Origin of the sequence: Nonlabens sp. MB-3u-79 (assembly GCF_002831625.1) — a bacterium.
In the GTDB taxonomy this organism is placed as follows: domain Bacteria; phylum Bacteroidota; class Bacteroidia; order Flavobacteriales; family Flavobacteriaceae; genus Nonlabens.
In genome coordinates this window covers 2,655,188-2,682,156 of record NZ_CP025116.1, presented here as the reverse complement: position 1 = coordinate 2,682,156, position 26,969 = coordinate 2,655,188, and the positions used below count along the sequence as shown (strand labels likewise).

The 26,969-nt window shown below is 33.8% G+C and carries 21 protein-coding genes and 2 pseudogenes; 6 read left to right on the top strand and 17 right to left on the bottom strand.

The genetic code is table 11. The features are described from left to right. Window positions 1-115: 115 nt before the first annotated feature. From CW736_RS11905 to CW736_RS14375, 5 genes and pseudogenes are all read right to left on the bottom strand, one after another. Window positions 116-832 carry a phosphotransferase gene (locus tag CW736_RS11905; RefSeq protein WP_157810954.1) on the bottom strand — a complete coding sequence of 239 codons (717 nt, stop codon included), beginning with the start codon at window positions 830-832 and terminating at the stop codon, window positions 116-118. Beyond that, a complete protein-coding gene (locus CW736_RS11900; protein WP_101014346.1) occupies window positions 825-2,006 on the bottom strand; it encodes a DUF3500 domain-containing protein in 1,182 nt (393 codons plus the stop codon). Before CW736_RS11900 ends, CW736_RS11905 begins: the two co-directional genes overlap by 8 nt. A 174-nt stretch (window positions 2,007-2,180) precedes the next feature. Further along, complete coding sequence (locus tag CW736_RS11895) at window positions 2,181-3,740, bottom strand: FG-GAP repeat domain-containing protein (protein WP_101014344.1); 1,560 nt, start codon at window positions 3,738-3,740, stop codon at window positions 2,181-2,183. Between the two features lie 80 nt (window positions 3,741-3,820). Continuing rightward, the gene (locus tag CW736_RS11890; protein ID WP_101014341.1) at window positions 3,821-5,503 is read right to left on the bottom strand and encodes a serine hydrolase domain-containing protein; all 1,683 of its coding nucleotides are present in this window, start codon (window positions 5,501-5,503) and stop codon (window positions 3,821-3,823) included. Between the two features lie 285 nt (window positions 5,504-5,788). Continuing rightward, window positions 5,789-6,048: pseudogene (locus CW736_RS14375) on the bottom strand (Fic family protein); the annotation flags it as partial. A 285-nt stretch (window positions 6,049-6,333) separates the two neighbouring features. Between CW736_RS14375 and CW736_RS11885 the strand changes: the two are divergent. The 6 genes from CW736_RS11885 to CW736_RS11860 all read left to right on the top strand — a co-directional run bounded on the left by CW736_RS11885 (window position 6,334) and on the right by CW736_RS11860 (window position 12,350). Then, a complete protein-coding gene (locus tag CW736_RS11885) occupies window positions 6,334-6,924 on the top strand; it encodes a TetR/AcrR family transcriptional regulator (RefSeq protein WP_101014339.1) in 591 nt (196 codons plus the stop codon). A gap of 1 nt (window position 6,925) precedes the next feature. Beyond that, window positions 6,926-7,375, top strand: coding sequence for a hypothetical protein (locus CW736_RS11880; protein WP_101014337.1), 450 nt, complete (start codon window positions 6,926-6,928; stop codon window positions 7,373-7,375). Between the two features lie 18 nt (window positions 7,376-7,393). Continuing rightward, entirely contained in the window at window positions 7,394-8,218 is an 825-nt protein-coding gene (locus tag CW736_RS11875; protein ID WP_101014335.1) for a hypothetical protein, read from the top strand. A 645-nt stretch (window positions 8,219-8,863) separates the two neighbouring features. Further along, a complete protein-coding gene (locus CW736_RS11870) occupies window positions 8,864-9,274 on the top strand; it encodes a response regulator (protein ID WP_101014333.1) in 411 nt (136 codons plus the stop codon). After that, window positions 9,271-9,813, top strand: coding sequence for a heme NO-binding domain-containing protein (locus tag CW736_RS11865; RefSeq protein WP_101014330.1), 543 nt, complete (start codon window positions 9,271-9,273; stop codon window positions 9,811-9,813). Before CW736_RS11870 ends, CW736_RS11865 begins: the two co-directional genes overlap by 4 nt. Before the next feature lie 68 nt (window positions 9,814-9,881). After that, a complete protein-coding gene (locus tag CW736_RS11860) occupies window positions 9,882-12,350 on the top strand; it encodes a PAS domain S-box protein (RefSeq protein WP_101014328.1) in 2,469 nt (822 codons plus the stop codon). A 139-nt stretch (window positions 12,351-12,489) separates the two neighbouring features. Here CW736_RS11860 and CW736_RS11855 read toward each other — a convergent pair whose 3' ends face one another. The 12 genes and pseudogenes from CW736_RS11855 to CW736_RS11800 form a co-directional block, all read right to left on the bottom strand. Further along, entirely contained in the window at window positions 12,490-12,831 is a 342-nt protein-coding gene (locus CW736_RS11855) for a DUF885 family protein (protein WP_101014326.1), read from the bottom strand. A 605-nt stretch (window positions 12,832-13,436) separates the two neighbouring features. Beyond that, window positions 13,437-14,153: an SDR family oxidoreductase gene (locus tag CW736_RS11850; protein ID WP_101014324.1), complete on the bottom strand. Its 717-nt coding sequence runs from the start codon at window positions 14,151-14,153 to the stop codon at window positions 13,437-13,439. Between the two features lie 521 nt (window positions 14,154-14,674). Next, window positions 14,675-15,130: pseudogene (locus CW736_RS14370) on the bottom strand (Fic family protein); the annotation flags it as partial. A 287-nt stretch (window positions 15,131-15,417) separates the two neighbouring features. Beyond that, on the bottom strand, window positions 15,418-16,158 hold the full coding sequence (locus CW736_RS11840) for a DUF2268 domain-containing putative Zn-dependent protease (protein ID WP_101014322.1): 741 nt from the start codon (window positions 16,156-16,158) through the stop codon (window positions 15,418-15,420). 118 nt (window positions 16,159-16,276) lie between these two features. Next, window positions 16,277-17,827, bottom strand: a complete 1,551-nt coding sequence (locus CW736_RS11835) for a phospholipase D-like domain-containing protein (RefSeq protein ID WP_101014320.1) — start codon at window positions 17,825-17,827, stop codon at window positions 16,277-16,279. 250 nt (window positions 17,828-18,077) lie between these two features. Then, window positions 18,078-19,745, bottom strand: coding sequence for an arylsulfatase (locus CW736_RS11830; protein ID WP_101014317.1), 1,668 nt, complete (start codon window positions 19,743-19,745; stop codon window positions 18,078-18,080). Between the two features lie 188 nt (window positions 19,746-19,933). Continuing rightward, window positions 19,934-20,830 carry a hypothetical protein gene (locus CW736_RS11825; protein WP_157810953.1) on the bottom strand — a complete coding sequence of 299 codons (897 nt, stop codon included), beginning with the start codon at window positions 20,828-20,830 and terminating at the stop codon, window positions 19,934-19,936. 38 nt (window positions 20,831-20,868) lie between these two features. Continuing rightward, a complete protein-coding gene (locus tag CW736_RS11820) occupies window positions 20,869-21,738 on the bottom strand; it encodes an alpha/beta hydrolase-fold protein (protein WP_101014312.1) in 870 nt (289 codons plus the stop codon). Window positions 21,739-22,131: 393 nt separating this feature from the next. After that, window positions 22,132-22,761, bottom strand: coding sequence for an SUMF1/EgtB/PvdO family nonheme iron enzyme (locus CW736_RS11815; RefSeq protein WP_101014310.1), 630 nt, complete (start codon window positions 22,759-22,761; stop codon window positions 22,132-22,134). A 249-nt stretch (window positions 22,762-23,010) separates the two neighbouring features. Further along, window positions 23,011-23,256, bottom strand: coding sequence for a hypothetical protein (locus CW736_RS11810; protein WP_101014308.1), 246 nt, complete (start codon window positions 23,254-23,256; stop codon window positions 23,011-23,013). Window positions 23,257-23,542: 286 nt separating this feature from the next. Next, window positions 23,543-24,457 (bottom strand): alpha/beta hydrolase, encoded by a 915-nt coding sequence (locus CW736_RS11805; RefSeq protein ID WP_101014305.1) that lies wholly within the window; start codon window positions 24,455-24,457, stop codon window positions 23,543-23,545. Between the two features lie 483 nt (window positions 24,458-24,940). Beyond that, window positions 24,941-26,887: an aconitate hydratase gene (locus CW736_RS11800; protein WP_101014303.1), complete on the bottom strand. Its 1,947-nt coding sequence runs from the start codon at window positions 26,885-26,887 to the stop codon at window positions 24,941-24,943. Window positions 26,888-26,969 lie beyond the last annotated feature (82 nt).

The window sequence follows — 26,969 nt, the reverse complement described above, 5'->3', positions numbered from 1 at the left end:
CCATATAATTACCTGCAAAAGGGACTTGCATAAGTATTTTTTAATTCTAGGATAAATCTTTTTAATTTAGCATGTGCTCTGCTATTTTTTACATCCATCTTATTTATTGGATCAGTTAGTTCGAATGCGCAACTACAATCTGTAATTTTTGTATCCACCAATTCCATTCGCTTTTTCCTCTTTCTGTTCCTGATCGGTAACCAAGAGCTTTATTCCACAACAACATTTTTGCTCCGGTAAAAACTGCAAGGTCAACCATTCTTAGCCAAGTTTCTTCTTCAATGGGTTGATTTAAATGAGATTCCAGAAATGTACGGTATAATAAAATTACATCTTCTTTAGTTCGGGCTAACCTTGTTGAGTTTATAGCAATATACCATCCCAGATCAATACTACAGGGACCTTGACCTGCAAATGCCCAGTCGAAAGCCGCTATTCTGCTATTGGGCATTAGCGCCATGTTGGAAAGCTTGGTGTCTCCATGCAAAAAAGTAGTGGGAAGGTCTTTCCACCTTTTTATTATTTTTTCACTAGGTTGCAAAAACATTGATTTAATTTCTTCGGGTAGTAAATCAAAAGCTAATTCCCAACCCTGATTCATGCTATCCAATATGTTTTGAGGTGGCGGTGCAAATGAATCCGTAAGATGTTCCCCAGGACCCAAAGCATCAAAATACTGCTCAGGGGTTCTTAGCCAATCTATTTTTTTTATTTCTGTTGATTCCCAAAAACTTGCATGAAGCGATGCTAGTGTATTTAGAATAATCGCCTCCGTTTGCAGATCTATAGGTTCTTTGACATCGGGCAATAAATATGCAGATAGATCATTCATCAGCATTGCAATTTGTCCTTTTTCCGTTTTTAGGAACAATTTCATTGTCTTTAAAAGCTTCCGTTTGGTTAAGGTCAAACACTTTCTTGTTAAAAATTTTGGCTTTTTCTTTTTGGTTTCTATTGAGCAATATATAGAAATCCAAACCTTTTTTTTCTTCTTTTTCGAAAGTGCGCAGCCCTTTGTTGTCGCCTGTTTCGACTAAATTTGGCTCAGAACCCATAAATGTGGGTGTCATTACAACTTGGTCACCTAGCACAAAGTAGTTAATAATCATATGATGTCCTTCCATTTGCCAACCCCAAGGCTCTGTTTCAGAAGGTGTTCCCAAGAAAGTAAACCAATATTTTTCGCCTCCTAAGTCTTTGTTTTCTGTTACCAAGCTTGCTAAATAGACTTCCATTGTCATAATATCTGTTGCTTTTTGTAGTCCTTGGGTACTTAAACTCTCTTTTAAAAAGGCAAGAGCTAGTTTTTGTTGTAGTGCATTTAAGTCTTTATAACAAACACCTGCTCTTGGCCAGCCCTCTACATTGTGCCATCTTCTCCATTCATCCGATGCTATCGGGAAATTGCTCACTAATTTTTGTTCTTTAGTAAGCGATGCAACAAAGGCGATGACCGCATTTTTAATAGGAGTTGTGGAGGAGCCTGTTTTTTTAATCGGGTATAGGTCTTCTATAGGCTTTCCATCTGTAGTAATACCTATATAGGACTCAGTAAACATAGTGTCCTCTTCAGCTGAATTAGGCTTTACAAAGAGCATTGTTGTGGGTTTCACCTTGCCTTGCAAACCGTCAATAGATCCCCAACTATCAGCCCTTTGCTGTGTTTTGTTTTTATCAAGAACAAAGTGCCGGTTAAAAGTCTCCTCTTCGTAATGGGCTGCTTCATACCAATATGTAATAGTTTTACCCATCAAAGAGTCTGGGAAAGAGATGGTTTGTTGATAAAGCCCATCTGTGTTTGGGGCTTTGGGAAATAGAGACCGTTCAATTTTTTGATCACCTGCATAAGGACCAATAAACCATCCTATACCCACGGAGTATTTAATTGGCAGACTTGTTGTTTTTAGTTTAAAAGTCACTTGATGTGCTTTATTAACAGTACTTTGTTGTGCATTTGTATTGTTAAAATAAATAAATGAGAGAAGAATTAAGATTACTTTGTTCATTTACTTGAGTTTTGTTTTAAGATTGTTTGTATAAATAATTATTTTTAATTCTTAAACTCGCCTAATGTGCGTTGAATTACCGTTAAGATCTCTGCTATGAATAGTTTCAAGGATTTTTAGAAGGAGGAGAGAACTAGCAATAAATTATAAATGGTGTTGACAGCTGCCTTTTTGTTATTTTATTGGCAAGCATGTTTTATTTCCGCTATAATCTGTAGCACATATTCTCATTTCATTCACTTCTAGAGTATTTGAAAAACTAGCAACCCACAAGTTTTCTCCATACCAGGTCATTGAAATTGGTTTGGACTTTTTATTCAGTATTAATGCTACGGAATTCCAATCTTGTGGCTTATTGGGGCTTTTGTTATCATGAACTCTTGCTTTTGCAATTATAGTTCCGCTTTCTATATTTTCATAAGTTTTAAAATGTGAAATAATAGGTTTTGCTGTATCCATATTTATGTTTTTACCAATAAAAATACGCTCTTCGATTCCTTCTTCACCTTCTCCTTGTCCCATAATTATGTCCATTTTCTTGTCGTTGTTTATGTCTCCCAATGCAATAGAAAGAGTGAGCGGTGTAGGACTTCCCTTAAGGACCGGCTGTATAAGTTTGAACTTACCAGTTCCATCATTCTCTAACAATCTGTCCTCACCTGTTAAGGAACTTATTAGAAAATCCGGATCCCCATCCGAATCATAGTCTAGAAAAACAATATTATTATCGTCCATTCCTATATTCTCTGAATCCTGCCAAAGTTCATCTGTGGCGTCAATAAATTTTTCACCTTTATTATTTAGAAATATATGCTCTCTTCTCGAACCAAAGTCAGCCATTACTATTTGTCCATCATTAACCGTAACTAAATCTAGAAAACCATCATTATTAATATCCATTATTTCGAAGTCGTAGTTATTAGTATATGAAGGTAAAAGTAGTTTATCTTTAAAATAACCTTTTCCGTCATTTACATAAATTCTGCTTGTTGCGCACCTCTTGCAAGAGATAGCGATGTCTAAATCAAAATCATTGTCAAAATCAAAGAACTCTAAATCCCATGAAAATTGAATCAATATATCAGGCATTTGAGTCTGAGTTACGTCAGTAAAGTATCCATTACCGTCATTTATCCAAAGCATTGTTCTACCTCCTTGGTTATCCATATTCGAGCCTGCTCCCCAATCTGATAAAACAATATCTAAATCACCATCATCATCTACATCGCCTAATTCTAAATCACCAACACTTGCATTTATTTGTGGTAAATGTGTAGAAGTAACGTTTTTAAATTCTCCGTTTCCAAGACCTAAGTATAATTGGGTCTGTGTCTGGTAGGTGGTTCCAACAATAATGTCTGGTATTGAATCATTATTAATGTCTCGAACTTTTATGACGCGTGACAGAAATTTGGAATCTTCAAAAACTTGATTCGTAATTTCCTTGAACTTTTTATCTGCTCCTTGGTTGATAAAAACGCGACTAAATTCTGGTTCTCCTGGTGCAGCATAATTTCCACCATTAGCAAAGAGTAGGTCAATCATATTATCGCCATTTATATCGGCTATTTCAACTCTATTTGTCCATTGACTAGTATTAGGCAGATAGATTTGAGTTTTATCTTCCCAAAGTTCAGATTTTATATTTTCGTCTAATGAAACATTCTTGTTCTTTTCATCTTTACAGGATAAAAGTAATAAACCAGTTAATAGTATTAAAATTGTTTTTGTCATTGTAAGATTGGTTTTTAAGTTGTTGTTAATGGTTATTTATATGGCTCATTTTAATGCGCCATATATATTGTTAGCAACTGTTATTTTTTTTTAAATTTCAAATTAGTTACCCAACCTGCCTTAAGATTAAAACCGCTTACTTTTCCATTTGTCTTCATAAAATGAACGAAGTAACCATCAGAATAAAAGGTATCTATGTTCTTTGGCGCCAATACTAGTATCTCATTATTTGCAATTTTCACTTTTAATTGACCATCTTCTAGAAAGAATTGGTGTGTAGCATCGATTTCTTCACTATAAAAATCACCTATATAGTCTGCTAAGTTTAGATTGGAAAAATCAAACTTTTCTTTTCTTTTCAGTGTTATTTCAAACCCAGTGCCTGAAACAGTAATATTTTGAGTGAGGCCATTGTTTAAGCCTGAGAAAACAAATTGCGTATCAGAATTATTCGCTTCTTTATATGTGGCACCCTGCGTGTGTATTAGCATCAAAGAAGGTTCTCTACAACCTTCTAGGCATTGTAGAGAACCATTTTTGGTATTGAATTTCAAAAGACGTCCAGGTTCTATTTCGTAATCTCCGGTTATTTGGTTAAGGGAGAACTTTTCTTTTATATGGCTACTGTCATGATTGTCTGTTTTATTATCTGTGCTATTTTCTGTCTTTTTAGAAACGGCAATAAATTTTTCTTTGAGAAGCACGTCTGCAATCTGATAGGACATCTTCCATGGGTTTGCGTCCCCTCTGTTGGCCAAGATAATGACAGAAACCTTCTCGTCAGGAAATCGCAATATTACTGATCGGTAACCTGCAAATGAACCACCATGTCTAACAGTTTTTAATCCTTTATAGTTGTTAATCTTCACACTATGGGCATAACCACTGCTTTCGCCATTATTGAGCAGTCCTTCTTCATGCATATTTTTGATGATTTTTTGGCCACCTTTACCAAGCTTATTGTTATAGAAATTTTGATCCCATAAAAACAAGTCTTCTATGGTTGAATATGCACCAAAAGAACCCACAAGGTGGAATCTCATGATCACATTATCGAAACCATCTTCTGCGTTTTTCTTGTTATAACTAAAAACCCTGTTTTTAATAAGATCTGTATTGTCATCGTAAAAAAGGCTGCTCTTCATTCCTAATGGACCAAAAATATGCTCCTGAGTAAACGTTTTTAAAGATTGACCAGATACTTTTTCAATAATCATTGACAGTATGAAGTAGTCGGAATTGCTCCATGCAAATTTGTCACCTGGCGAAAATTCCAACGCTTTCTGATGCTTAATCAGTGCATAAACCTCTTCTGGTTCTAAATTATCTAAAATATTTTTCCCTTTTAACTGTATTAATTTTTTAACGTCTCTAATACCACTTGTATGGTTTATTAAATGCCGAATAGTCAGTGGCGCATCGTATTCTGGAAAATCTGGGAGGTATGTTTGAACGGTATCATCAAGGTTTATCTTTCCTTGTTCCTCTAAAAGTAACAGACTAAAAGAAACAAATTCTTTTGATATTGAACAAATATTAAAAACAGAGGAGGGACTTATTTTTATATCGTGTTCCAGGTCAGCAATGCCATAACCTTTTGAGTACTTTAACTCCTCGTCTTTAATAATGCCTATGGCGCCTCCCGGGACATTCCGTTTACTCCATTCTTTAAAAATATTATCAATTTCTTGACTTTCTTTGAGCTGTCCAAATGAAAGAGGAGAATAAGTACAGAGGAGAAATAAAAGAAAATATATTTTCATAGGGGTCTAGTTTTTTAATTGGCACCAAAGTATTTGTATATGTTTTGTTGCGTATTTTATGCATCGAATTTAGCAAATACAAACTGAATAGAAAATGTGCGAGGATTTCCGTACGTAGTTGAGTGGTAGCAATAAATCATTCACGTTAGTGCTTCGAACTTTTAATAGGTAAATTGTTTTAATTTTTTTCTTGTTTTTTCAAATAAATTTAATTCCACTACTTTTTTTAATCTCTACTCGCAGTCGCTGAAGAAATATTTTCATTAAATGAATTGTAATTATCTAAATTTTCATTGAATTTAAAACTTCAACAATATCTTTTTTTGGACCAATAACTCTTTTGTTTTCTATAAGTGCTGTTATTTGTTCTTTGATAAGCGTGTTACCTTTAATTTTTAAATGAGGAATAAATGTTTTTTATTCTAAATCGCTTTTTAGTTGATGTGAAGGTCTATTTAATAGATTAGCGTTTGCTTCTCCTGCTTTTTTATAATAGAGGCGGTTCATTTTAAAATAGATGACGTTATCTCATAAGTTAGTTTCAACTTTTATACTTTCAAAGTAGCATCATTGAAAATAAATTATATATGTGGGAAACGGATTTTTCAAATAGGCACGGCGTTTACTTTATGACAACTTGGTGAAGTCTTTACACCACTTTATAAGTTATTAGTCAAGAACACTATTGCACGGCGTTTTCTTATTTTAAAAAAAAAGATCAATATTCTAAGAGGCTTTTTTTACTAATAAAAATTATTTGTTTATAAACGAGATGTCATATTAAAAGGATGCTTTATATTTGTAAGTGAATATTCACTTACAAATATAAGATGAAAACAAAAATCAGTAATAAGCAGCAAGAGATAATTAATGCAACTGGAAAAATTTTAAGTGTTTCAGGAGTTCGCGGTTTGACAATTAAGAATCTTGCTAAAGAAATGAAGTTTTCTGAAGCTGCCATTTACAGGCACTTTAAAAGCAAAGAAAAAATTGTATTGGTAATGCTTCAGTACTTAACCGAAACACTAGACGAAATATATACAGCATCTTATTCCGAACATGCTAGTCCTGAAAATAAGCTATTACATTTATTTGAAGACACATTAAAGTTCTTTAAAGAAAACCCTCATTTTGCTGTTGTGACTTTCTCTGATGGATTGTTTGAAAGCAGTCAAGAAATTAATATGGCCATTCATAAATTAATGAGAACAAAACATAAGCATATCAAGGCAATTATAAAGGAAAACCAAACCTCAAAAAATTTCACGGCGATATTATCTGAAGACGAGCTGATTCATTTAATAATGGGGGCAATGAGACTTCAAATGTTCAAATGGCGTGTGGCAAATTTTGAATTTGATATTGTTGATGCAGGTATTCAAAGGCTAAAAAATATTATTACTTTAATTAAAATTAAATAACATGACTACTTATAAAACTTTTCTAGTTACTGGCTTATTGCTTTCCATACTTGCTTGTAACAACGCTGAAACAAAAAAAGCGACTAGTACGCAAAACGTATCTGTGACAGATTCTCTCAACTTAGGCATTGAACTTAATGCTGGTCAAAAGTGGAAGGTCAATGAACAAATGAGGCCTTTTATTATAACATCTGAGCAATTGCTTATAGATTTTCAGAAAGATGCTAATGGAGACTATAAAATTTTGGCAACCGAGTTAAAAGAAAACAACAACAAGCTCATTGCTAGTTGCACTATGAAAGGGGAGTCACATGATGCATTGCACCTATGGCTGCATCCTCATCTCGAGCTTGTAAGTGAACTTCAAAAATCATCTACATCAGAAGATGCAGTGGTAATTATTGATAAACTGAATCGTTCGTTTCAGACATTTGGCAATTATTTTCAATAATCTAAAAGAATTAATGAGATGAAACTGATTATTAAAATATTTAGGAGCCTAACAGCATACGATCATTTTCTAATCTTTTTAATCATCTTATCTGTCTTAAAAATAGCAGATGTATTTTTAGATGATGGAGCAGGTGCAGGGACTCACTTTTTAATATTAGGCGCACTGCTTTTTGTTATTTCTAGTATTCTTTTTTTTGGGTTTAAGTACCTCACTAAACAAAAGAAGAAGTACCAGCATGCTCTCATAAGCACTTTCTTGATTCTACTTATGTTATCGCATGCAGATCCTGATCCTGTTCGTGGAATACTGGTTATATTTTTACTTTACATATCTAAGTTTTTTATCACCTATAAGAAGCAAACCATATTTAATCCAATTGCTTTTGCAATAGGTACTACTACGTTAATCGCTATGGTTATTCCGTTTATTGAGATAGCTCCTCTAGATTTTTCAGGTATTGATATCCGATTCACCATTCTTGGTCAATTGGTTCCTATTGCATTGGTTCCTATTAGCTTATCTCTATTGTTTAATGTGGGTAGAATTAGAAAGCACCGTTTGGCATTGGCTTTTATTATTCCTTCGCTATTGTTTGGCTTTTTCTTTCCTGAATACACTGATAATTTCACCTCTTTTGCGCTGGCGATAGTTTTCATGGGAACAGCTATAATCGTTGAGCCTAAAACCTCTCCGCATAAAGCGAATGAGCAATTAATTTATGGTATTTCTATGGCGCTAATAGTTTTTGGACTTCATGTGTTTAAAGTGCCCAATGCTCTCGTTTTAGGACTGATGGCTTGCAATGTATTGTATTTTATTTTTAAGCAAAAGCGGGCATAATAAATATTAAAGGAACAACAAAAAAAGGCGTATTATTTTGAGCGATTATACGCATGAGTTCCTTTAACGATTAGTAAATAAAAGAGTTTTTTAATTCCATATTCTTTTCTTTTTATTAGTATTCCATTTTTTTTATTTCCCAAAGGCTCCAATTATATGTAGGAAACTTCTTTTTAAGATGGTATCGTTTTTGAAAAGCTCCAATTAATTATGTATTCTAAATTCAAATTTCTTATAAATATCCGATGCTATTGAGTAACCAAATTTTCTAATAGGTTTTTTGCATTGATTCATTAATAATGAGTCAAATTTACTTCTGCTGTATCCTGTTTCAGCAGATTTAGAATTCAAGTTGATGCTTTTAACTGAAGTATTTTCCTACACTATATTTATAACATTGTCCCCCTTTTATTCGTTAAAAAAACCTATATTTAACAAAAGAAAATTTACTTGTCGACATTTTGTATAGTTGTTCTAGGGATGATGAACCTATAGTAAACACCTCTGATTCCTTAAGAAAATAAAAAAGAGGATATTAATAAATGAACAGGATTTTTTTTATTTTAATGATTCAAGGACTATTAAATATCCATTTAATAATCTTGTTTCTTGAAAAGATGAGGCCCTAACTTTATCAAGGAAATTATGAAAATGTTATTAGTAGAAGATGATAAGATTACGATCTTAGGAATAAAAAAAATATTGGAAAAATTTCTAGCACCTATAAATATTGTCGTTGCTAATAATGGACAAGTAGCTTTAGATATTTTATCCAGTGCAAAAAACGACACGGATTTACCCAAATTTATTTTACTTGATTTAAACATGCCTGTTATGGATGGTTTAGAACTTTTATCAATAATTAGAAAAGATAAGATACTGCACATGATTCCTGTGGTTATTCATACGACAAGCTCAAACGATAATGATTATATTAAATGTGAAGCCCAAGGCATATGTGGTTATTACATTAAAGATGTTAATTATAAAGTTTTCATGGAGAATATTATTTGCATTGCAAATTATTGGAACAATCAATTTAAAGGGAACAAATGAAAGGTTTTATGTTTACTAATTTTTTAGACTTTATTGAAAAAACTCACGATCTTCAACTCATCGATGACATGATTTTGAGCTGTAATTTACCGTCTGGAGGTGTTTATAGTGCATTTAACAAGTATGAATTTAATGAATTAGTGACCATGTTAACCTATGTGTCTAAAAGAACAGATACTCACCCAGATATTCTATTAGAGCAATTTGGCGCTTTTGTTTTTCCATATCTTATCGGGAAACATTCTTATATAATCGAAACATATTCCAATCCATTAGATTTACTCGCTGGTATTCAAGATCACATTCATATTGAAGTGAAAAAACTATATGATGATGCAGATCTGCCAACTTTTTGTGTTACCGATAGAACTGACAACAGGCTTGCTCTAATCTATAACTCTTCTAAGGGGTTGACCTTTTTTGCTATTGGATTAATAAAAGCGACATTAGTTCATTTTAAGGTTAAAGGTTCTGTTTTGGTGGATGATTCCTTTGATAAAAGGGAGGGTGTAAAATTTGATATTCAGTTATTAAGGTAGCCATGACGTCTAATACAGACATTCCTGTTTTATTGTTTATACATAAACATATCTAAAAATAAACTACTGTGATTTCCAATTCTGACCAAATAGACGTCCTAAATAGAGCTCTCCAAAGAGAACGCAAAGCAAAAGAAATTGCTGAGGGATTCATTGAAAATAGAATTCGAGACCTCTATCTAGACAATATTGCTCTTAAAAGCAGCCTGCTGAATGAAGAAGAATTTCAAAAAGATCTTATTGAAAATTTAGTGGATGCTTTCTTTGTGGTTGATTTTGATGGTACTATTCTAAAAATGAACAAGGAGGGTAAAAAATTAATTGGCGTTAACGAAAACGAAACCCCCGAGAGTATAAATCAATTTAGAAAAAACATTAAAAAGAAGCTTAAAGCCCTATTTGAAAGTTCGGTGTCTAACGGCAATAATGAACTTATTCGATATGACTTTATAAATAGAAAAAGAAAGAAAATATATATAACGATTAAATCTCAAATCTTATATAATACCAAAAATGAACCCTACGCATATCAAGCCATAGTTAGGGACGTCACTAAGGAGACTCTAAGAGAAGGAGTAATTAAAGAAAATCGGAAGGTTTTAGCCTTTGAAACTTTATTGGTAGAAGATCTATTAAAACATGCAGATCTTTTGAGTATCTCTGGAGAGCTCGTTAAACATGTTGCCGAATATTTAGGTACTAATGACTGCGTGTTTTATGCGGTAATCAATAATGAACTGGTTCAAATGGCCGCTATTAATCAAAAACTAGATTACGATAAAAAAATAAAAAACAGATTAAAGATTAAAATCGGTGAAGGTATCGTTGGTAGTGTTGCAAAAAGTAAAATAGGAATAATTACAGCAAACACCAGTAAGAATGAAAAATATATAGCTGATGATCTGGTCCGTCTTTCTGAAATTACAGTTCCAATTTTGTTGGATGGCAAGTTGATTGGAATAATTGATGCGGAACATCCTAAGAAAAATTTTTTTAAAAAAGTCCAATTAAGCGCGTTAACACATGTTGCTGGTGTAATTAGTATTTATCTAAAAAACACTATTCACGAACTTGAAAAGTCAAAAAAGCAGCAAGAATTATCAGAGATTCAGAGCAGGTTAGCAATTATATTTTCGAGCTTTTCTGACGCTAAAGTAATTGAATCTGCTGATCGACACATAGAACATGTTAGCCATGCCTTTTTAAAATTATTTGGTATTCCTCAAGAGGCTCTTGGTCAACTAATCGGTATGGACTGCATTTTAGCTGCAGAAAGTTCTAAAAGCCTTTTTGTTACCGAAAACAGTTTCATGAAAAGAATTGATGAAATACTGTTAAAAAAGAAGGTTCACTTGGATGAAATTCTTGAATTAAAAGATGGGAGGTATTTGTCCAGAGATTACACTCCAATTATTAATAATTCTAAAATAGTAGGTCATGTTTGGTCTTACAAGGATGTTACCTTAAAAATAAACTATGACCAAAGTTTAGAGTTTCAAAATAAAAAGTACAAAAGAATTATTGAAAAAATGAACTTAGGTCTTTTGGAAATCAATAATAAAGAGGAGATTTTAACTACTAACGATGCTTTTCTAAAAATGTCTGGATATACTAGTGAAGATCTTATAGGACGAAAAACAGATTTATATTTAAAAGACAAAAAGATAAAATTAAATAAAAGATTAAAAACTGATGAGGCTCATGAAATTGAAATTGTCACTAAAAAAGGCGATCTTAAAAAATGGCTCGTATATTATGCTAATAATAAAAATATTAACGGTGAAGATATTGGGTCAATAAACATTCATTTTGATATTTCAGAATTCAGAACATTGCAAGTGAAGGCTGATAAATTAATTGTCGATTTAATTGATAGTAATGATGAATTATCTCATTACGCACACGTGGTTTCCCATGATCTTAAAACACCTTTAAGGAATATTTCTTCTTCTATTTATTGGCTTCGTGAAGAGCTTGCAGACCATTTATCTGAAGATGCCATAACCTACATGGAAACTGTGGAAGAGTGTATCTTAAATATGGACCAGCTAATTACGAGTACATTAGACTATTCTGAAATTAGAACGACCAACACAGAAAAATTGAGTAATCTGCAGCCTACGGTTGAATCCATCATCAAGGATCTAAATAAAAATCGCGAAAATGATTTTAAGATTTCTTTAGTAGACACTCTACCCGACTTAAAAATAAATGAAGTAAAAGCCAGGCAAATATTTGAAAACATACTTGAAAATTGCTACAAATATAGAGATAAGAATAAAAATAGCTATGTTTCTATAGGTTGCAAGGAGCAAAGTGATTCGTTTCTGTTTTCTATAAAAGATAATGGACTAGGTATTGATAAAGAACATGTTGACATTGTTTTTGATGCGTATAAAAAATTAAATACGAGTGCTGACTCTTCAGGTCTTGGATTATTCATTGTTAAAAAGATCATTACTTCTCTGGGAGGTAAAATATGGCTGAAATCAAAATTAGGTGTAGGTACTACTTGTTATTTTACCCTATTAAAATAACAAGTACCAAGGGGAGTCGTTTGTTTTTTGCAAGTCACCCTATTGTGTTCTCCCTTTAAACATAATTCATGTATTTTATATAACATGAAGCTCTAGGTTTTCTTTACTTGAAGGAATCGTTTTATAGGTGTCGTCTTTTTTAAGAAGACTCATTCATCTTAATTTTTGGCAGCAATGAAACGTCCACAAAGTCTTCTAAAACACTTAAAGGAATAGCTTTATGCGAAATAACCACTTGATGAAAATCATGCATATTCAATTTATTTCCTATGCTATTTCTTGCTTTGTTACGCAATTCTAAAGCCTTTAACCTACTCCTATATACAGTTGCTTGATTTGGTATAGCAATGTGCCTTTTCTTCGGTTTAATAGCATCTAATTCAGTATTTAGTGTATGATCAGTATCATACTTAATTCCTTCTTCACCTTTCCATTTTTTTTGAACAGATCTAAAAGTCAAAGTCAGGAATATTAAAGACATGGGCAGTTTGTTTTATATTTAGCCTAAGGGATATGTATAAGGAAAGTTGAGTGTTTGTGCGCAAGGATTTTCCGAAGGAAAATAAGATGCAAGCCAACTAGGAACTAACACGAGTGAAGCTAAAACAAGACATTAATTATACACGTCTTAAGTTTGATTCTCTGTAAATTTAGATATCAACTAGAAAGAACAAAACAGAGCATTAAGCTTATGACATACGATGAAGTTGTTTCAATAAAAAAAGGATAAAAACCTCAATTTGCATAGTAAAAACTTAAAGAATCATTTTTGCAAGAAGGATTGTCAATAGCAGCAATAATTTCTTTTATCGATTGTTGTTTAATCTTATAGAATTTAATGTTATCCTTCATGTCTTCTATATTTGAATTAAGATTCTGTCTCCTTAGTTTAAGAATTCCAAGCAATACATTGAATATTTTCTTTGTGTAGTCTAATTATTTAATGAGAGAGCAATCAAAAACACCGATAACTACGAGTACAATTTATCCAAATATGTAAATCAAATATTCACTTATTTTATTTTCAGCAGTTATAAACTATTTGATTTGTTGGAATTATTTTTCACCATATAAAAATAGGTGTACTTATTCAAAAGGGTTTGTTGCCCAAACCGTTACCTCGGGAATAAAGCCTTTGTTGCGCATTTCTACAACTGATATAATAGTGTGTGCAATATCTTCTGATCCTAGCTTGTTGGATTGTTCTTTACGTTCTTCGCGATTTTCTCGCGATCGATAAGTAAATGCAGTTGTAACTTCACTTGGGTTTACTAAAGTTACTCGAATATTATATTTTCGTAATTCAGCCTGCCAAGATTGTGTCATACCTCTAACTGCAAACTTTGATGCGGCGAAAACGGAACCTTGTGCAAAACCTTTTTGGCTAGCGGTTCCTCCAATATTTATAATATTGCCTGAGCTTTGCTCCTTAAACTGTGGCAATAACTCTTGAGTTAACAAGGCCATGCCAAACACATTAGTGTTGTAAACGCTTAGCAAGTCGTTTTCAGTGATGTCGCCAAGTGCAGGAAATGCGCCAATACCGGCGTTATTCACTAAAGTGTCAATTTTCCCATCTAAGAGAGAAAGGGCCTCTTTGGCCTTTTGTGCTATTGATTTTAAATCACTAATATCAAATAATAATGGAATTGCTCCTATGTCGTCAGCTACTCTTTTTAGTTTGTTCTCATCTCTTCCTGTAATTACAACTTTAGCACCTTTAGCAATAAATTGTTTTGCGGTTTCTTTGCCTATGCCAGAACTTCCTCCTGTGATTAGGACTTTTGAATTATTAATTTCCATTTTAATGTTTTAACAATCAAAAAAAAACATTCCGATTTTTATTATATCATTGGTAAAAAAAAACTTCCGTTCTTTGGGGCATTATATTCTCCTACAGTAAAAGTAATCTTTAAAGTCATCGCAGTAACAATTCATTTTTGTTAAACCTGTACCGTTTTGCAATCTTTAATGTCAATAGCACTAGCTACTTAAAGTGCATCCGTTTTGAACAAAGAGTAATCCATTATATTTTTAGAGCTACTTTTAGGAATAAAAAGGTTAGAGAAAAGTAACGCAGAAAATAAACAGTTACTTTACAGATAATACACAAGCCTAATTATTTATTTTCCATAAATGCCTAAGCCTTGGTAATAGAACGAATTTGAGTTTTTTTATATACTTCTTTGTTGTGCCAGTTATTTTAGACGATAAATCGTTTATTTTTTCTACTTGTTTTTCAAATAAACCTAATTCAGTTCCTTTCTTCCATTTCCATCTGAAAATGGATAAATAAATTCCATTTCGTCTGATTTCTGCAGCTATAGAAAAAGGTCTTTCATTAAGTATGAGACATTTTCAAAAGAGGGCGCTATATGCTCCACTTTTAAACCTTTTACAATTCTTACACTTTGATTTCTATATTTTCCAGTATTTGCAATTAGACTTTCCATTAAACTTTTATGAGCTTTTAAAAAGGACTTTTCAATAGAAGGCTTGTATCCTTCTAAGTTTTCATAGATTTTAATTGCATTTAAAACTTCAAGAACACCTTTTCTTGGACCAATAACTCTCTTGTTTTCAAGAAGTGCTGCTATTTGTTCCTCTATAAGTGTGTTTCCTTCTATTTTTAAAGAAGAGTGAATAGTTTAAATGCTATTCTGTTTTCTTAATTTAGGTGAAGGTTTGTTTAGTAAATTAGCCTTTACTTCCCCTCTTTTCTCAGAAATAGAGGTGATTACTTTTAAAATCGAAGATGTTATTTCACAAAGTGGGTTCATTTGTGATACTATCATTTGATACTATAAAAGATACAGCCACCTAACTTGAATTTTTTAATTGGGTACAACGTGTTTGTATAGTTTTTTTGTTTGGGCAACTAATTAGATATGATCATTTCCGGTTAAAAAGCAAGTAATATTCTGAAGCTATCTTATTTTAATGGCCCAAAAAAAGGAGAATAAAAGGTAATAAAATAAAAGGCAAAATTAAAATTATTTATATAACGATCCTCTTAGACAATGAGATGTCATTGCTCCATTTAAATAACACAGCCTTTTTTGCAGCATTAGTATCCAGCTAGTTTAATTATTTCATTCGGCATCAGGTCGCTTAACTCTAAAATACTTTTTCCTGATTTTTTCATCGCTCGTCTCACTAAAAAATTACCAGTTCGATACCCTATATATGTTCTTCCATCAGGGTGTTCACCCATTACCCACTGAGCATAATCTGCATCTAGAGGAAGTGCCAATATCTCTTTTACCCAACGACCAGCCTCTTTAGGATAGGAGTTTACATCATTTATATTTCCTGTATATATTTCTGTAAACGCAACTGCCAAACCTTCATTAACCATGGCATTAGGGATTCCATAACTAAATTTGTTGTCCTGTATAGCCCAGCCGCGGGACAAGTGATGGAATTCGTGAAATACAGTAGCCTTAATACCTTGATATACCGATTCAATTACACCACCCTTGTAATTGTGTGATATTTGAACGAGGACTAGAGGTGGATGATTAGTTTCTGTCCTTCCAGTTACACCATTAACAATATCAAGGTCCCAATCCACAGCTTCAACAATCACTTTTATACTATCTGGTAGATTCGGTAAAAGATTGCGAACCTCCTTTTCTGATTTGCTTATCACTTCACGGATGAAAACTTTTTGCGATTTCGTAAATTTGAGAGAGTCTTCTTGAAAGACAACAGCTACTTTCGCTATTGAGGATTTCTTTGAATTGGAATCACATGAAATAACACATAATATTGGGATAACTAAAATAAGGCTTCGAAGTATATTCATTTTATTTTTTAATATGAAGACAACGCAAAAGTTTTAATGTTACAACAAAGGGAATCTCTCGGTTCCAAAATTAGTTACAACAGCTTCCTATACATGGTTAGCAGGAGTTATATATAGCTTATAAAATTGCTTTTGGGATTATTTTTCTTGTCCATGTTTTTAAACGCTTCAAGTTATTCACCTCTGAATCTGGGTTGTATTCTAATGTTATTTCCCAGGAGTTTTCAGGTTTAAATTCTGTTTCCATACCTTTTAAGACACCTCTAGAAACTTTATCAGAGCGAACAATAACGATACACTCCGTGTTCAAATTGGCACTTCTAGGATCAAGATTAAATGTTCCAATAACCGTTGTGTTTCCATCAATAACCATCGATTTTGCATGAAGTCCAAATATTGGTTGATGTTCCAAGGTTTCTTGAAGTTCACCGGTCATTATTCTAGTTCGTTCTGCAGCATCTGGGCGAAATTCATATATGCTAACTCCGGTTCCCAGTAATTTTTCTCTGTCACTTTGATAGCTGCTAAAAGCCTCAACATTGTCTGTTGACGCAAGACTATTAGTGAGTATTTTAATTTTCACTCCCCGTTCTACGGCTTCTCTGAATAAATTACGACTTAGCTCTGTTGTAATTAAATAGGGCGTCTGAATATCAATGGATGACTTGGCATTTTTAATCAGTTCAATTAAAGCACTAGTTGAAACTCCGCCACCTCCTAAACCACTATTGCCTTCATTTTTGCCTGGTATGTCTGAAATGAACTCAACATCATCCACCCAAACTAGATTATTAGATTTCTTTATCGCATTAAATGTTGCTGGTAAGTTCACGATTCTTTCTCTCACCTGTGGCCAAAAATTTTCTGGGTTACATGCATATTCATGAAGCTTGTCGAATCTATTTGCTGTATAAACGATATCAGTATCTTTTTTTACGATATCAGATACATTCTTGCTTAACTCACTATTCCAGAATTCATTAAAAGAGGTATTTACTTTTTTTGTCGCCTCACCCAGCAATAAGATATCTCTATCTCGAAAGTTATATTCATGATCATAATCAAAATATTCATCAGCGATATTACGGCCGCCAGTGATAACTATTTTGCCATCTACGGTGAAGGTTTTGTTATGCATTCGTTGGTTGGCAGATCTAAAATCTGTTGTGAGTTTCTTGATTTTGCCAAAAATGTTCTTGCCTAAATTGACACCTGGGTTATATATTTTAACACTAATATTCTCATGAGCATTAAATGATAAGATGTCTTCAATATCGGCATCAACCATTATGTCGTCAACAATAATTCTTATTTGAACTCCTCGATCAGCAGCTCGAATCAAATAATCACAGGCAATAAGACCAATGTTATCCATTGAGAAAATGAAGTATTGTATATCAATGGTCTTTTCTGCATATTCACTTAGCCAGGCTCTGGCCACCATTGAGCCACTACCGTCTTCTAGCACATAAACACCTGTAAGTGTATCCATGAGTCCTGTAATGTCTTTAAGCTCATTGGAAAGTGATATACTATCATTCCGGTGAATACTCAGACAAAAATCTGTTTCTTGACTAATGGTATTATTTGAACTACAAGAAGCCAATACAATCAAAGCAATGACGCAATAGGTACTATATTTAAGAATTGATTTAATATGGAATTTCATATTGAATATTGTTTCTAACCTGTTCCTTTATAGTTGTTTGCGTTTGTTGAAACCAAGTTAGTAAAAGAAAACTAACCAGAGAGAATTTTTTAGGATTTTCCGAATTCATTATAAAACTCAATATTATTTAAATATTGTTTATTGTCACTTTCTAAACCCTAGAGAAGCCCATAAAAAAAAGCTTTTTTTTAAATCTATTCCAAGTCTATTTTTTTATACTTTGTTGCGTATTCTAGCATTTTAATTTCATTCAATCACCACCTGAAGGAGTTGGTACCTGGACCTTTATTTCTTCGGAGAATTTAGACCATTCCATGAGTAATTCTTCATATTTATTGGGTTCCAATTCCTTGAGATCATTTTGCTCCCCCAAGTCTATTGAAAGATCAAATAGTTCAAAATTTTGAATACTAAATGGTCTTTTGTCATTGGTTATTTTCCATTTCCCCTTTCTTATCATTGCCTTATTGTTATGTTCGAAGCCAAATACATAATCTGAGGGATGCACTTCTTCTGATTCTCCTCTAGCCAGTGGTATAATGGAACTGCCTTTAAGAGGATATAAACTATTATTTTCAAATATTTTAGGATATTCAGTATTTGTCGCTTCATAAAAAGTAGGAGCAATATCCATTACCGTGGTTAATCCATGATGGATTTCATTTTTTCTTTCCACATTAGGTCCTGAGATAATCATTGCAGAGGTCATGCCCCCTTCTGTTGTAAAGCCTTTAAAATGTCGAAAAGGGGAAGACCCTGCTTCAGCCCATGGAGCTCCATAGGATATAAAGGAATTCGGTTGCCCCATATTTTCATAGTCGTCATTGAAATGTTCTCGAATGAATGGCCCGAATCTATCATTATTATAAAAGTCATTACCTGCTGCTCCGTTATCAGACATAAATACAATTAAAGTATTTTCATATACTCCCATCTCTTTCAAATGCTGTATTAAACGACCAACATTGAAATCTAAATTATCAACCATTCCGGCATATAATTCCATTTTTCTGGACTCTTTCATTTTTTCTTTTTCAGACAAGGATTCCCAATATTTAATGCTTTCAAGATTTGGAGGAAGCACTGTGTTTTCAGGAATCAAACCAGCCTTTTTAAGACTCTGAAGTCGCTTTTGTTTCAGTTTATCATATCCATCATCATAGCGACCTTCATATTTTTTCCAATATTTCTCATCTACTTGTAATGGCCAATGCGGAGCAGTATAGGCAGCAAAAGCAAAAAAAGGTTTTTTATCTTCTTTATGTCTGTTGATATATTCAATTAATTTATCAGTATAAAAATCCGTTGAAAAGTCCCCATCCTCCCATGTAGCTGGCATACCATCTTCTGTATATGGAGAAATTGGATTTCCTTCAAATAATCCTTGATCATTGTAATGATTAGCTGCGCCATCAAGCATTGCAAATGAATGTTCAAACCCTTTTTGATGAGGATTTGCCTCAGGTGTTTCGCCAAGATGCCACTTACCTGCCATGTAGGTATGATAACCAGATTTGCTTAGAATTTGAGGAATAGTTGCTATTCGGCTCGTTAATTTTCCCTCATAACCAAATTCGTCAGTTGTGAGACCTTGTCTTCCCATTCCTGCAATATGGTTGTCGTTTCCAGAAAGGAGCATAGCTCTTGTTGGGGCACATAAAGGAGCGGTATGATAACTGCTAAATCGTAAACCACTAGCGGCTAACATATCAATATTTGGAGTTTCAATATCACCACCATAACAACCTAAATCAGCATAACCCAAATCATCAGCTACTAACAATATTATATTAGGTCTTTGGTCTAGTTTATTTTCCTTCCCTTTTACTGAACATGAAGCTGAACTTAACAATATAAGCAATACAAGACAACTATTTAAGAAAAGAGAATGGTTTATTTTATTTGGTACTAAATTCATAACTTCCTTTTGTTTTTTTTAATTTTTGGCACGATGTATAACATTTGGCTATAAAATGTGAGGAACAGAAGGTGCTAACCTTTCTGTCTAGTCAAAGCATGGCTGTTTTTTAAATTTACGATTTGTGGCTAACTTTCCAATCCACACTTTATCCTGTCCGATGAAACCCCATTCATTCACAGGTCAGGTTACTTACCGTTTTTTACAAGTGACAACCATTTCTCAGCTAACGACTTATTTGGAAACCAGTTTGTAACGTCATTTATATCTTGACCGTCTTTAATTATTTTTTTTGATTTTAATGATCCAATAATACCTTTATCTAATAGTGAAGATAAGATGTTTTTTTCTTTCAACCGTTTTGGAATAATAGCATCGAAGTATTCAATGGAAAATTGTTGTGAACTGCCTATTCGATGTTTCATATTAGGTTCTTCGATTAAAGCCCATTTAGCTCCGAACCTTCTATTAATTGTAAAAATCCCTTTTATAATATTACTTCTATACGGCGTGTCTAGATCTCCAGTAAAAAAGATTCCAGGCACTTCCCAGCTTTTTGCAGGAGAAAGAGAAGTATAATAAACACCGCCTTTGTTAACAACAAACGTAATTACACGCTCAGGTTTCCAACATACAAATTCGTAGTTGAATTGCCCACCTGCCGACATCCCCCAGAGTGCAAGAGGAGCATATTCTAACTCTGGATGTTTACTTTGAATAGAGAAATTGGATAAGGCATTAAGCAAAGCTTGTCCACTACCATTAGGTGCATAAGCATATTCTTCAATCATCATATTCTCATGTCTCTTATCTATAAAATTACACCCCATAATAGCCAAGTTATGCTTGGTAGCCAACTTCTGCCAGGCTGGGTCTAGTATATTAGCACGAGCATCGCCATTAGATCCAGGGACGATCACAATAACTCCTTCAATAAATTGGGTGCTGTCATTTATCCAAATTCGAAATGCAGCTTTTTCATAATTGCTGCCCATAGAAAGGCTATCATTGAATATTGCTTGGCTATAAGAGTGGGTAGGAAAAATTAGTGTCAAGAATAGTATAATAGGGTATAATTGTTTCATGTTTAGCTGGTGTTTATCTTTTGTTAGTTTCTTTATAGTTAATTATTATTCTGAGCAAATAACCAATCGAGCAAACCCGGAGTATCATATGCAAGAGGCCAAACGACATGATAGGCTCCTGAAAACTCATTATAATTTGGGTCTCCGCCTTCCTTTTTTATAGCCTCAACCATATTTCGTGAAAAGTCTACAGGAACGGCGCTATCTTTTTGACCATGAAAAACCCAGACAGGTAAATTAACGATATTTTGTGCAAGACTAGGATTGCCTCCTCCGCAAATCGGTATGGCTGCTGCAAACATCTCTGGATGATTTAATATGAAATGCCAAGTCCCATAACCCCCCATTGACTGTCCGGTTACATAACGTCTTTTTATATCTATATTAAACTCTTTTTCCAAAGTGCTAATAGCTTCTAGAACTATGGAATCAACACTCGGTTGGGTAAAACTCCCAAGTTTAAATCGGATTTCTTTCTCGCTTACTCCTAGAGACCTTCCCCAGTCAGACCCCTGGGGACATTGTGGCACAAAAATAAATGCTGGGTATTTCTCTCTATTTTCTTGTTTTGATAGAATTTGAGCTGGCCAGCAACCCGCAATTTGTCTTATATTATCAGTTCCACGTCCCCCGGATCCCGACAGACATATGACCAAAGGGTACTTTTTATTAGGGTCGTAATTTATGGGTCTTAATAATCGATAAAGCAATGTATCATTCTCATTATTCACATAAGTTCTAGCTTCAAAATTGGATGTTTGAGCAGTTGCCATTACATTGTCTCCTCCCAGCTTATGGCGATCTGCAGCTGTCATTATATGAGCGACAATACTTTGCGCTACAGATAGATTCGCACCCAGTATTGATAGTGTACAAGTAAGTAAAAATCCTCTCATATTTTTGTTCATAGCTAAGTGTATTTATCATTAAAACCTCTCATTGAAACTAATGGTTCGACTATGTATTGAGGGAGGTAAGGAGTTAGGTACATAAGTCGTGTTATATGCTTTTTATTAACAGATTAAAATTAAAACATATTGTTTAAGAAAGAAATTATTGAAATGCATATACAATAAACGTGGCTAAAGGTGATTGCAAATGCACTTACTTGTATGGTTTCATAAAATAATCTAAAGAAACAATGCGCTGAATATTTGGATGTGAGAAATATTTTGCAAATGATTAGTTGCATGGTTAAACAGTTAATTCAACAAAAAAACGTATCAGAAGTTTATTTTTATTTTATTAAGTATTATAATTTAGCAATTGAGAATACTCGTTGCTAGGCATAGGCTTTTATTTTATAAATCTAGAACAGAAAAACCTATGTGAATATTTCCAGTTTCCTTGTCAACAAATAATTCTCTTTCTTTAATAGTCCCGTGACAATTGCTTTCAGAGCAAAAAAGAGAACCTCCAGCTAGTCTTATAGATTCATTATTTTCGTTTTTAGTAATATCCCATACATTACCTACAATGTTTACATTGTCCACTTCAGAGATTGGAAGTTTATTCTCAGATACAATTATACGGTTGTCATTTTTTACAATTTTCCAATATTCGTTATAGCTAGGAAGTCTTTTTTTTGCCCATTTACAATAAGCTAAAGCATCATTATAACTTACTTGTGTAACAGGAAGTTTTCTTGAGGCAACTTTATTAATTCCGTCGGGGGTTTTCCAACAAGCATTAGCTACTTTTTTGAAATTATAAACGTCGATTTGGACTATTGACCATCCATATTTTTGAGCATCTGTAATATAGCCTGTCTCATTAATAAACAGCTCAAATTGTGAATAAGTGACTGTTTTTAAATTTATTTCTTTTTCCTTGCAGGAAGAAATAAAAATTAAAACTAGAAACGCGTATTTTAAAATATTTAAATTAATTGTGGGTTTTAAGGATTGGTTAATTATTAAGATTCTGTTCATTTTTCAGCTTATATTAATGTTTTGAAGGTAAGTGAAGTGTTGATTAAAAGTCCTGAGTCTACGCCTCATCATTATTAATTGTCAGAAAGATACAAATGATAGCTTTAGCGGTCAACTGAGTCATTGCGCATTTATAAAGTGTTGGTTGTCGTAATGTTATTATCCTTTTTTATGTGATTCAAATATGGTTATCCAAATCTTTTTAGTAGAAGATCAACAAGAGAAATAAGTGCGCTGTTTTTTTTATTATTATATTTCTTCGTATCTATCAATAATATTGAAATTCCAACTATATCCATCCATCACTAAATTCACTTCAAGTCGCAAACCTTTTAAAAGGTCTTCATCGTTTGATTCGACCCCAAGTGATGCAACAAAGTTAAGCTGTGTAAGATTCCAGTGTTTTTCCACCTCTTTTCTCTGGGCAAAAATACTGTTGACAGTTTGTGCATTGATAATGATATAGGAATCTTTTGTCCTATCTAATTCTGCCAATGAGATCCGGAGTTCCTCATTGAGTAATCAGATCTGTCCAGAATTAATCATTTCAGTATATGTAATATTTAATGTTATATAACGATGTAAACCATATCCAACTTTAACAGATTCAGGTTGTATTAGTTAGGGTGTAAAATTGTTGGGGCAGTAGTATATTTTGTCGTCATTTCTGATCAAACGGCCTCACAGTTTAATCGGGTTAAAAGCTTTCATATACAGCACGAAGAATTACATTTTTACACAAAATATTAAATTCTAGTGCAATTAGAATTACAATTCTATATTAATTCGAAATAACTAATGTCTCTGGGGGTGCATTAAGGTAGCCCAATGAAACCAAGAATTCATCCATTTTGTGAACGGTATCAACAAACAAGGCATTTGATTTTTTTCCGTAATTAAAGAATCCATGCGGTTCTCCTTGGTAGGCAACTAGTGTGCATTCGTTGCCTAATTTATGCATCTTTTTTGTAAACAATTTTACCGTCATAAAGGGTACGTTTTCATCACCTGTTCCATGAAAAATAATTGTTGGGGGTATATTACCAATCATATTATGGTAAGGTGACAGATTCATAGGTTTTGTTCCTATCCTTATTTCCAAACCGTCCAGTTTTTCATTGAATTTTTTTTCTCCAGTGATAGGTAGTAATACTAGAACCGGATTGAAAAGAACCAAGGCATTTGGTTTTGAACTGATGGATATATTTTCATTTCCGTCGTCAAACTTTGGTAAAGTGGCACATGCCGCAGCTAAATGACCTCCAGCAGAACCGCCTCCTGCTGCAATTCTATTACTATCTATACCAAATTCCAAAGCATTTTTTCGAACCCAACGAATTGCTGACTTGGCATCCGACACACAATCTTTAGCAGGAACCCCGTGCCTGTTTTTCACTCGATAATCTGCAACTATTGCAACCATTCCTCTCGCCGATAAATATTCGCAATGTTTTACAAATTGAGCAGGATTTCCTTCTCTCCAGCCACCTCCAAAGAAAAATACTACGGCAGGAGCATTGTCCGTTATTTTGTGGTTTTTTGGGGTGAACATCCATAAATTCAATTTGATTCCGTCAACAGTTTTATATGTAATTTTCTCTGCTCCGTCAATAATTGGAGGATATGCTGCTTGTCCTTTTGCTTCAAAAATAAAACTGAAACAGCATATTAATGATAAGAGTGATATTATTTTCATATTGTAAAAATTTTAAACGCTTTGTTTTTTAATTATGTATTGTTTGCAGTTTGTTTAAATGCAATATACACGTTGTTGTAACTGTGAGGATTAATTAACAAAGAATAAAAACAATTACTTGTAAAATAAAGTAAGAAGAGGGCCAAATAATACTTGACTTTTTGAGTGATTGCGTAAAGTTTGGCACTGAGAATTCCTTGAAGAATAGGCGCTAACTGCTGAAAGGTTGTTATGTATATTGCAAGAGCTACAAAAGCTAGAGGATATTAAAGAGGATGAATTGCAGCATCGTTAACAAAGAGGTTGTATGTGGTTTATAGAATGTTTTAACCACATGATTTATCAAATCACCAACCGAATAGAAAATCCAATAGGATTTTCATAAGTAGGCGAGGGCTAGCCATAAATTATACACGGTATTGTAGAACGTGTTTATACTACTTTGTTATTAAAACATAACCTGAAAAACGACAATATTTCAAATCATATTTTCCTCATATAATTAATAATACCTCCTTTTAAAATGATTTCAACTTGTCTGTTACTGATGTTGAATGCCAGCTGAATTTCTATTCCTTTTCCAACTACAGTGGCAGTTATTGAATCATTGTTTTTGATTGTTTTCCTAATGTTTTCTATCCGTAAAACATCCCCTTGTTCCAGTTTGTCCCAATCATCTGTGTTTTTAAACTCAAAAGGAATAATACCAAAATTAATTAGGTTTTGCCAGCCAATACGGGCATAGGATTTAGCGACAGTAAACTTTTGCCCCAAATACTTGGGAGCCAAAGCCGCATGTTCTCTGCTTGAGCCTTGGGCATAATTATCACCAGCTATAATACAAAAGCCTTTATAGTTTTTTTGATTTTCAATGGCGCGATCATAAAAGCTTTGATCAATGGCATAATAAGCAAACTTGCTTATCTCTGGAATATTTGAACGTAAAGGCAGCACATCGGCCCCTGCTTTTAGTATTCCATCGGTTGAAATATTGTCATCCATTTTTAACAAAATAGGAATTTCCATTTCATCTGGAAGCTCTTCAAAATCGGGAAGTGTTTTAATGTTCGGCCCCTTCAACAATTCAGTAGATTTACCACTAGGAGCAATTAACATATTGTTGTTTATCTTAATATGGGTGGGTTCTTCCCATTTAGGATATGATATATTCCTGAGTGTTTCGAGTTCTCTCGGATCAGTAATTTCCCCTATTAGTGCTGCGGCGGCTGCGGTTTCTGGACTACATAAATAGACCTGATCTTCGAGTGTTCCTGAACGTCCGGGAAAATTACGAGGCATCGTTCGGAGACTAATGGTATTGGTAGCAGGGGCTTGTCCCATACCAATGCATCCCATACAACCGGATTGATGAAGTCTTGCACCTGCAGCAATTAAAGGCCCTAGAGCCTTCATTTCCATTAAGTTTTCCAAGACCTGACGAGAAGATGGATTGACATCGAATGAGATATTGGGAGACAACACATTTCCTTTTACAATTTGAGATACAATCCAAAAATCACGCAGTCCGGGATTGGCAGAAGAGCCAATAACGACTTGGGCAACTTTTAATCCGCTAACTTCCCTTACTGGGACAACTTTCCCCGGGCTACTGGGAAGTGCAATTAAAGGTTCTAGTTCAGATAAATTTATTTCTTCGTAATGATCGTAGGATGCTCCTTCATCGGCTTCCAGTTTAACCCAGTCATTTTCTTTTCCTTCTTTTCGTAGGAATTCATGGGTGATCTCATCTGAAGGAAATACAGAAGAAGTAGCACCTAACTCCGTACCCATATTTGTTATAACATGACGATCCCAAGCACTCAAGCACTTCAAGCCCTCACCATAATATTCTAAGATATATCCTCGCCCTCCAGTCACATCATACCTGCGAAGCATTTCTAAAACAATATCCTTAGCACTTATCCAGTCCGGCAGCTTTCCAATGAGCTTGATGCCCATGATTTTCGGCATTTTAATATAATATGGCTCACCTGCCGAAGCCAGTGCTACATCTAAGCCACCTGTACCCATAGCAAGCATTCCAATGCCACCTCCTGCAGGAGTATGGCTATCTGAGCCCAATAGGGTTTGGCCCGGTTTACCAAAACGTTCCATATGTACAACATGACTAATGCCGTTTCCAGACTTACTAAACCAAAATCCAAAGCGATCAGCGGCTGACTGAAGAAAGATATGATCATCCATGTTCTTATAATCCGTTTGAAGTAGATTATGGTCCACATACTGAACTGCTACCTCTGCTTTAATCTTTTTTAAATTAAAGGCTTCCAATTCCAGCATTACTAAAGTACCTGTAGCATCTTGTAATAATACCTGATCAATTTTTAATGCGATTTCGTTACCGGGATTCATCTTACCTGAAACAAGATGAGCGTTAATCAATTTTTGACTAAGGTTTTGAATTTTCATACTTGAAAGTTTTAATTTTTCACCTATCCTACAACGTATTTGTGTTTTAATAGAAGTTAATCCTCTAATTTAGTAAATAAAT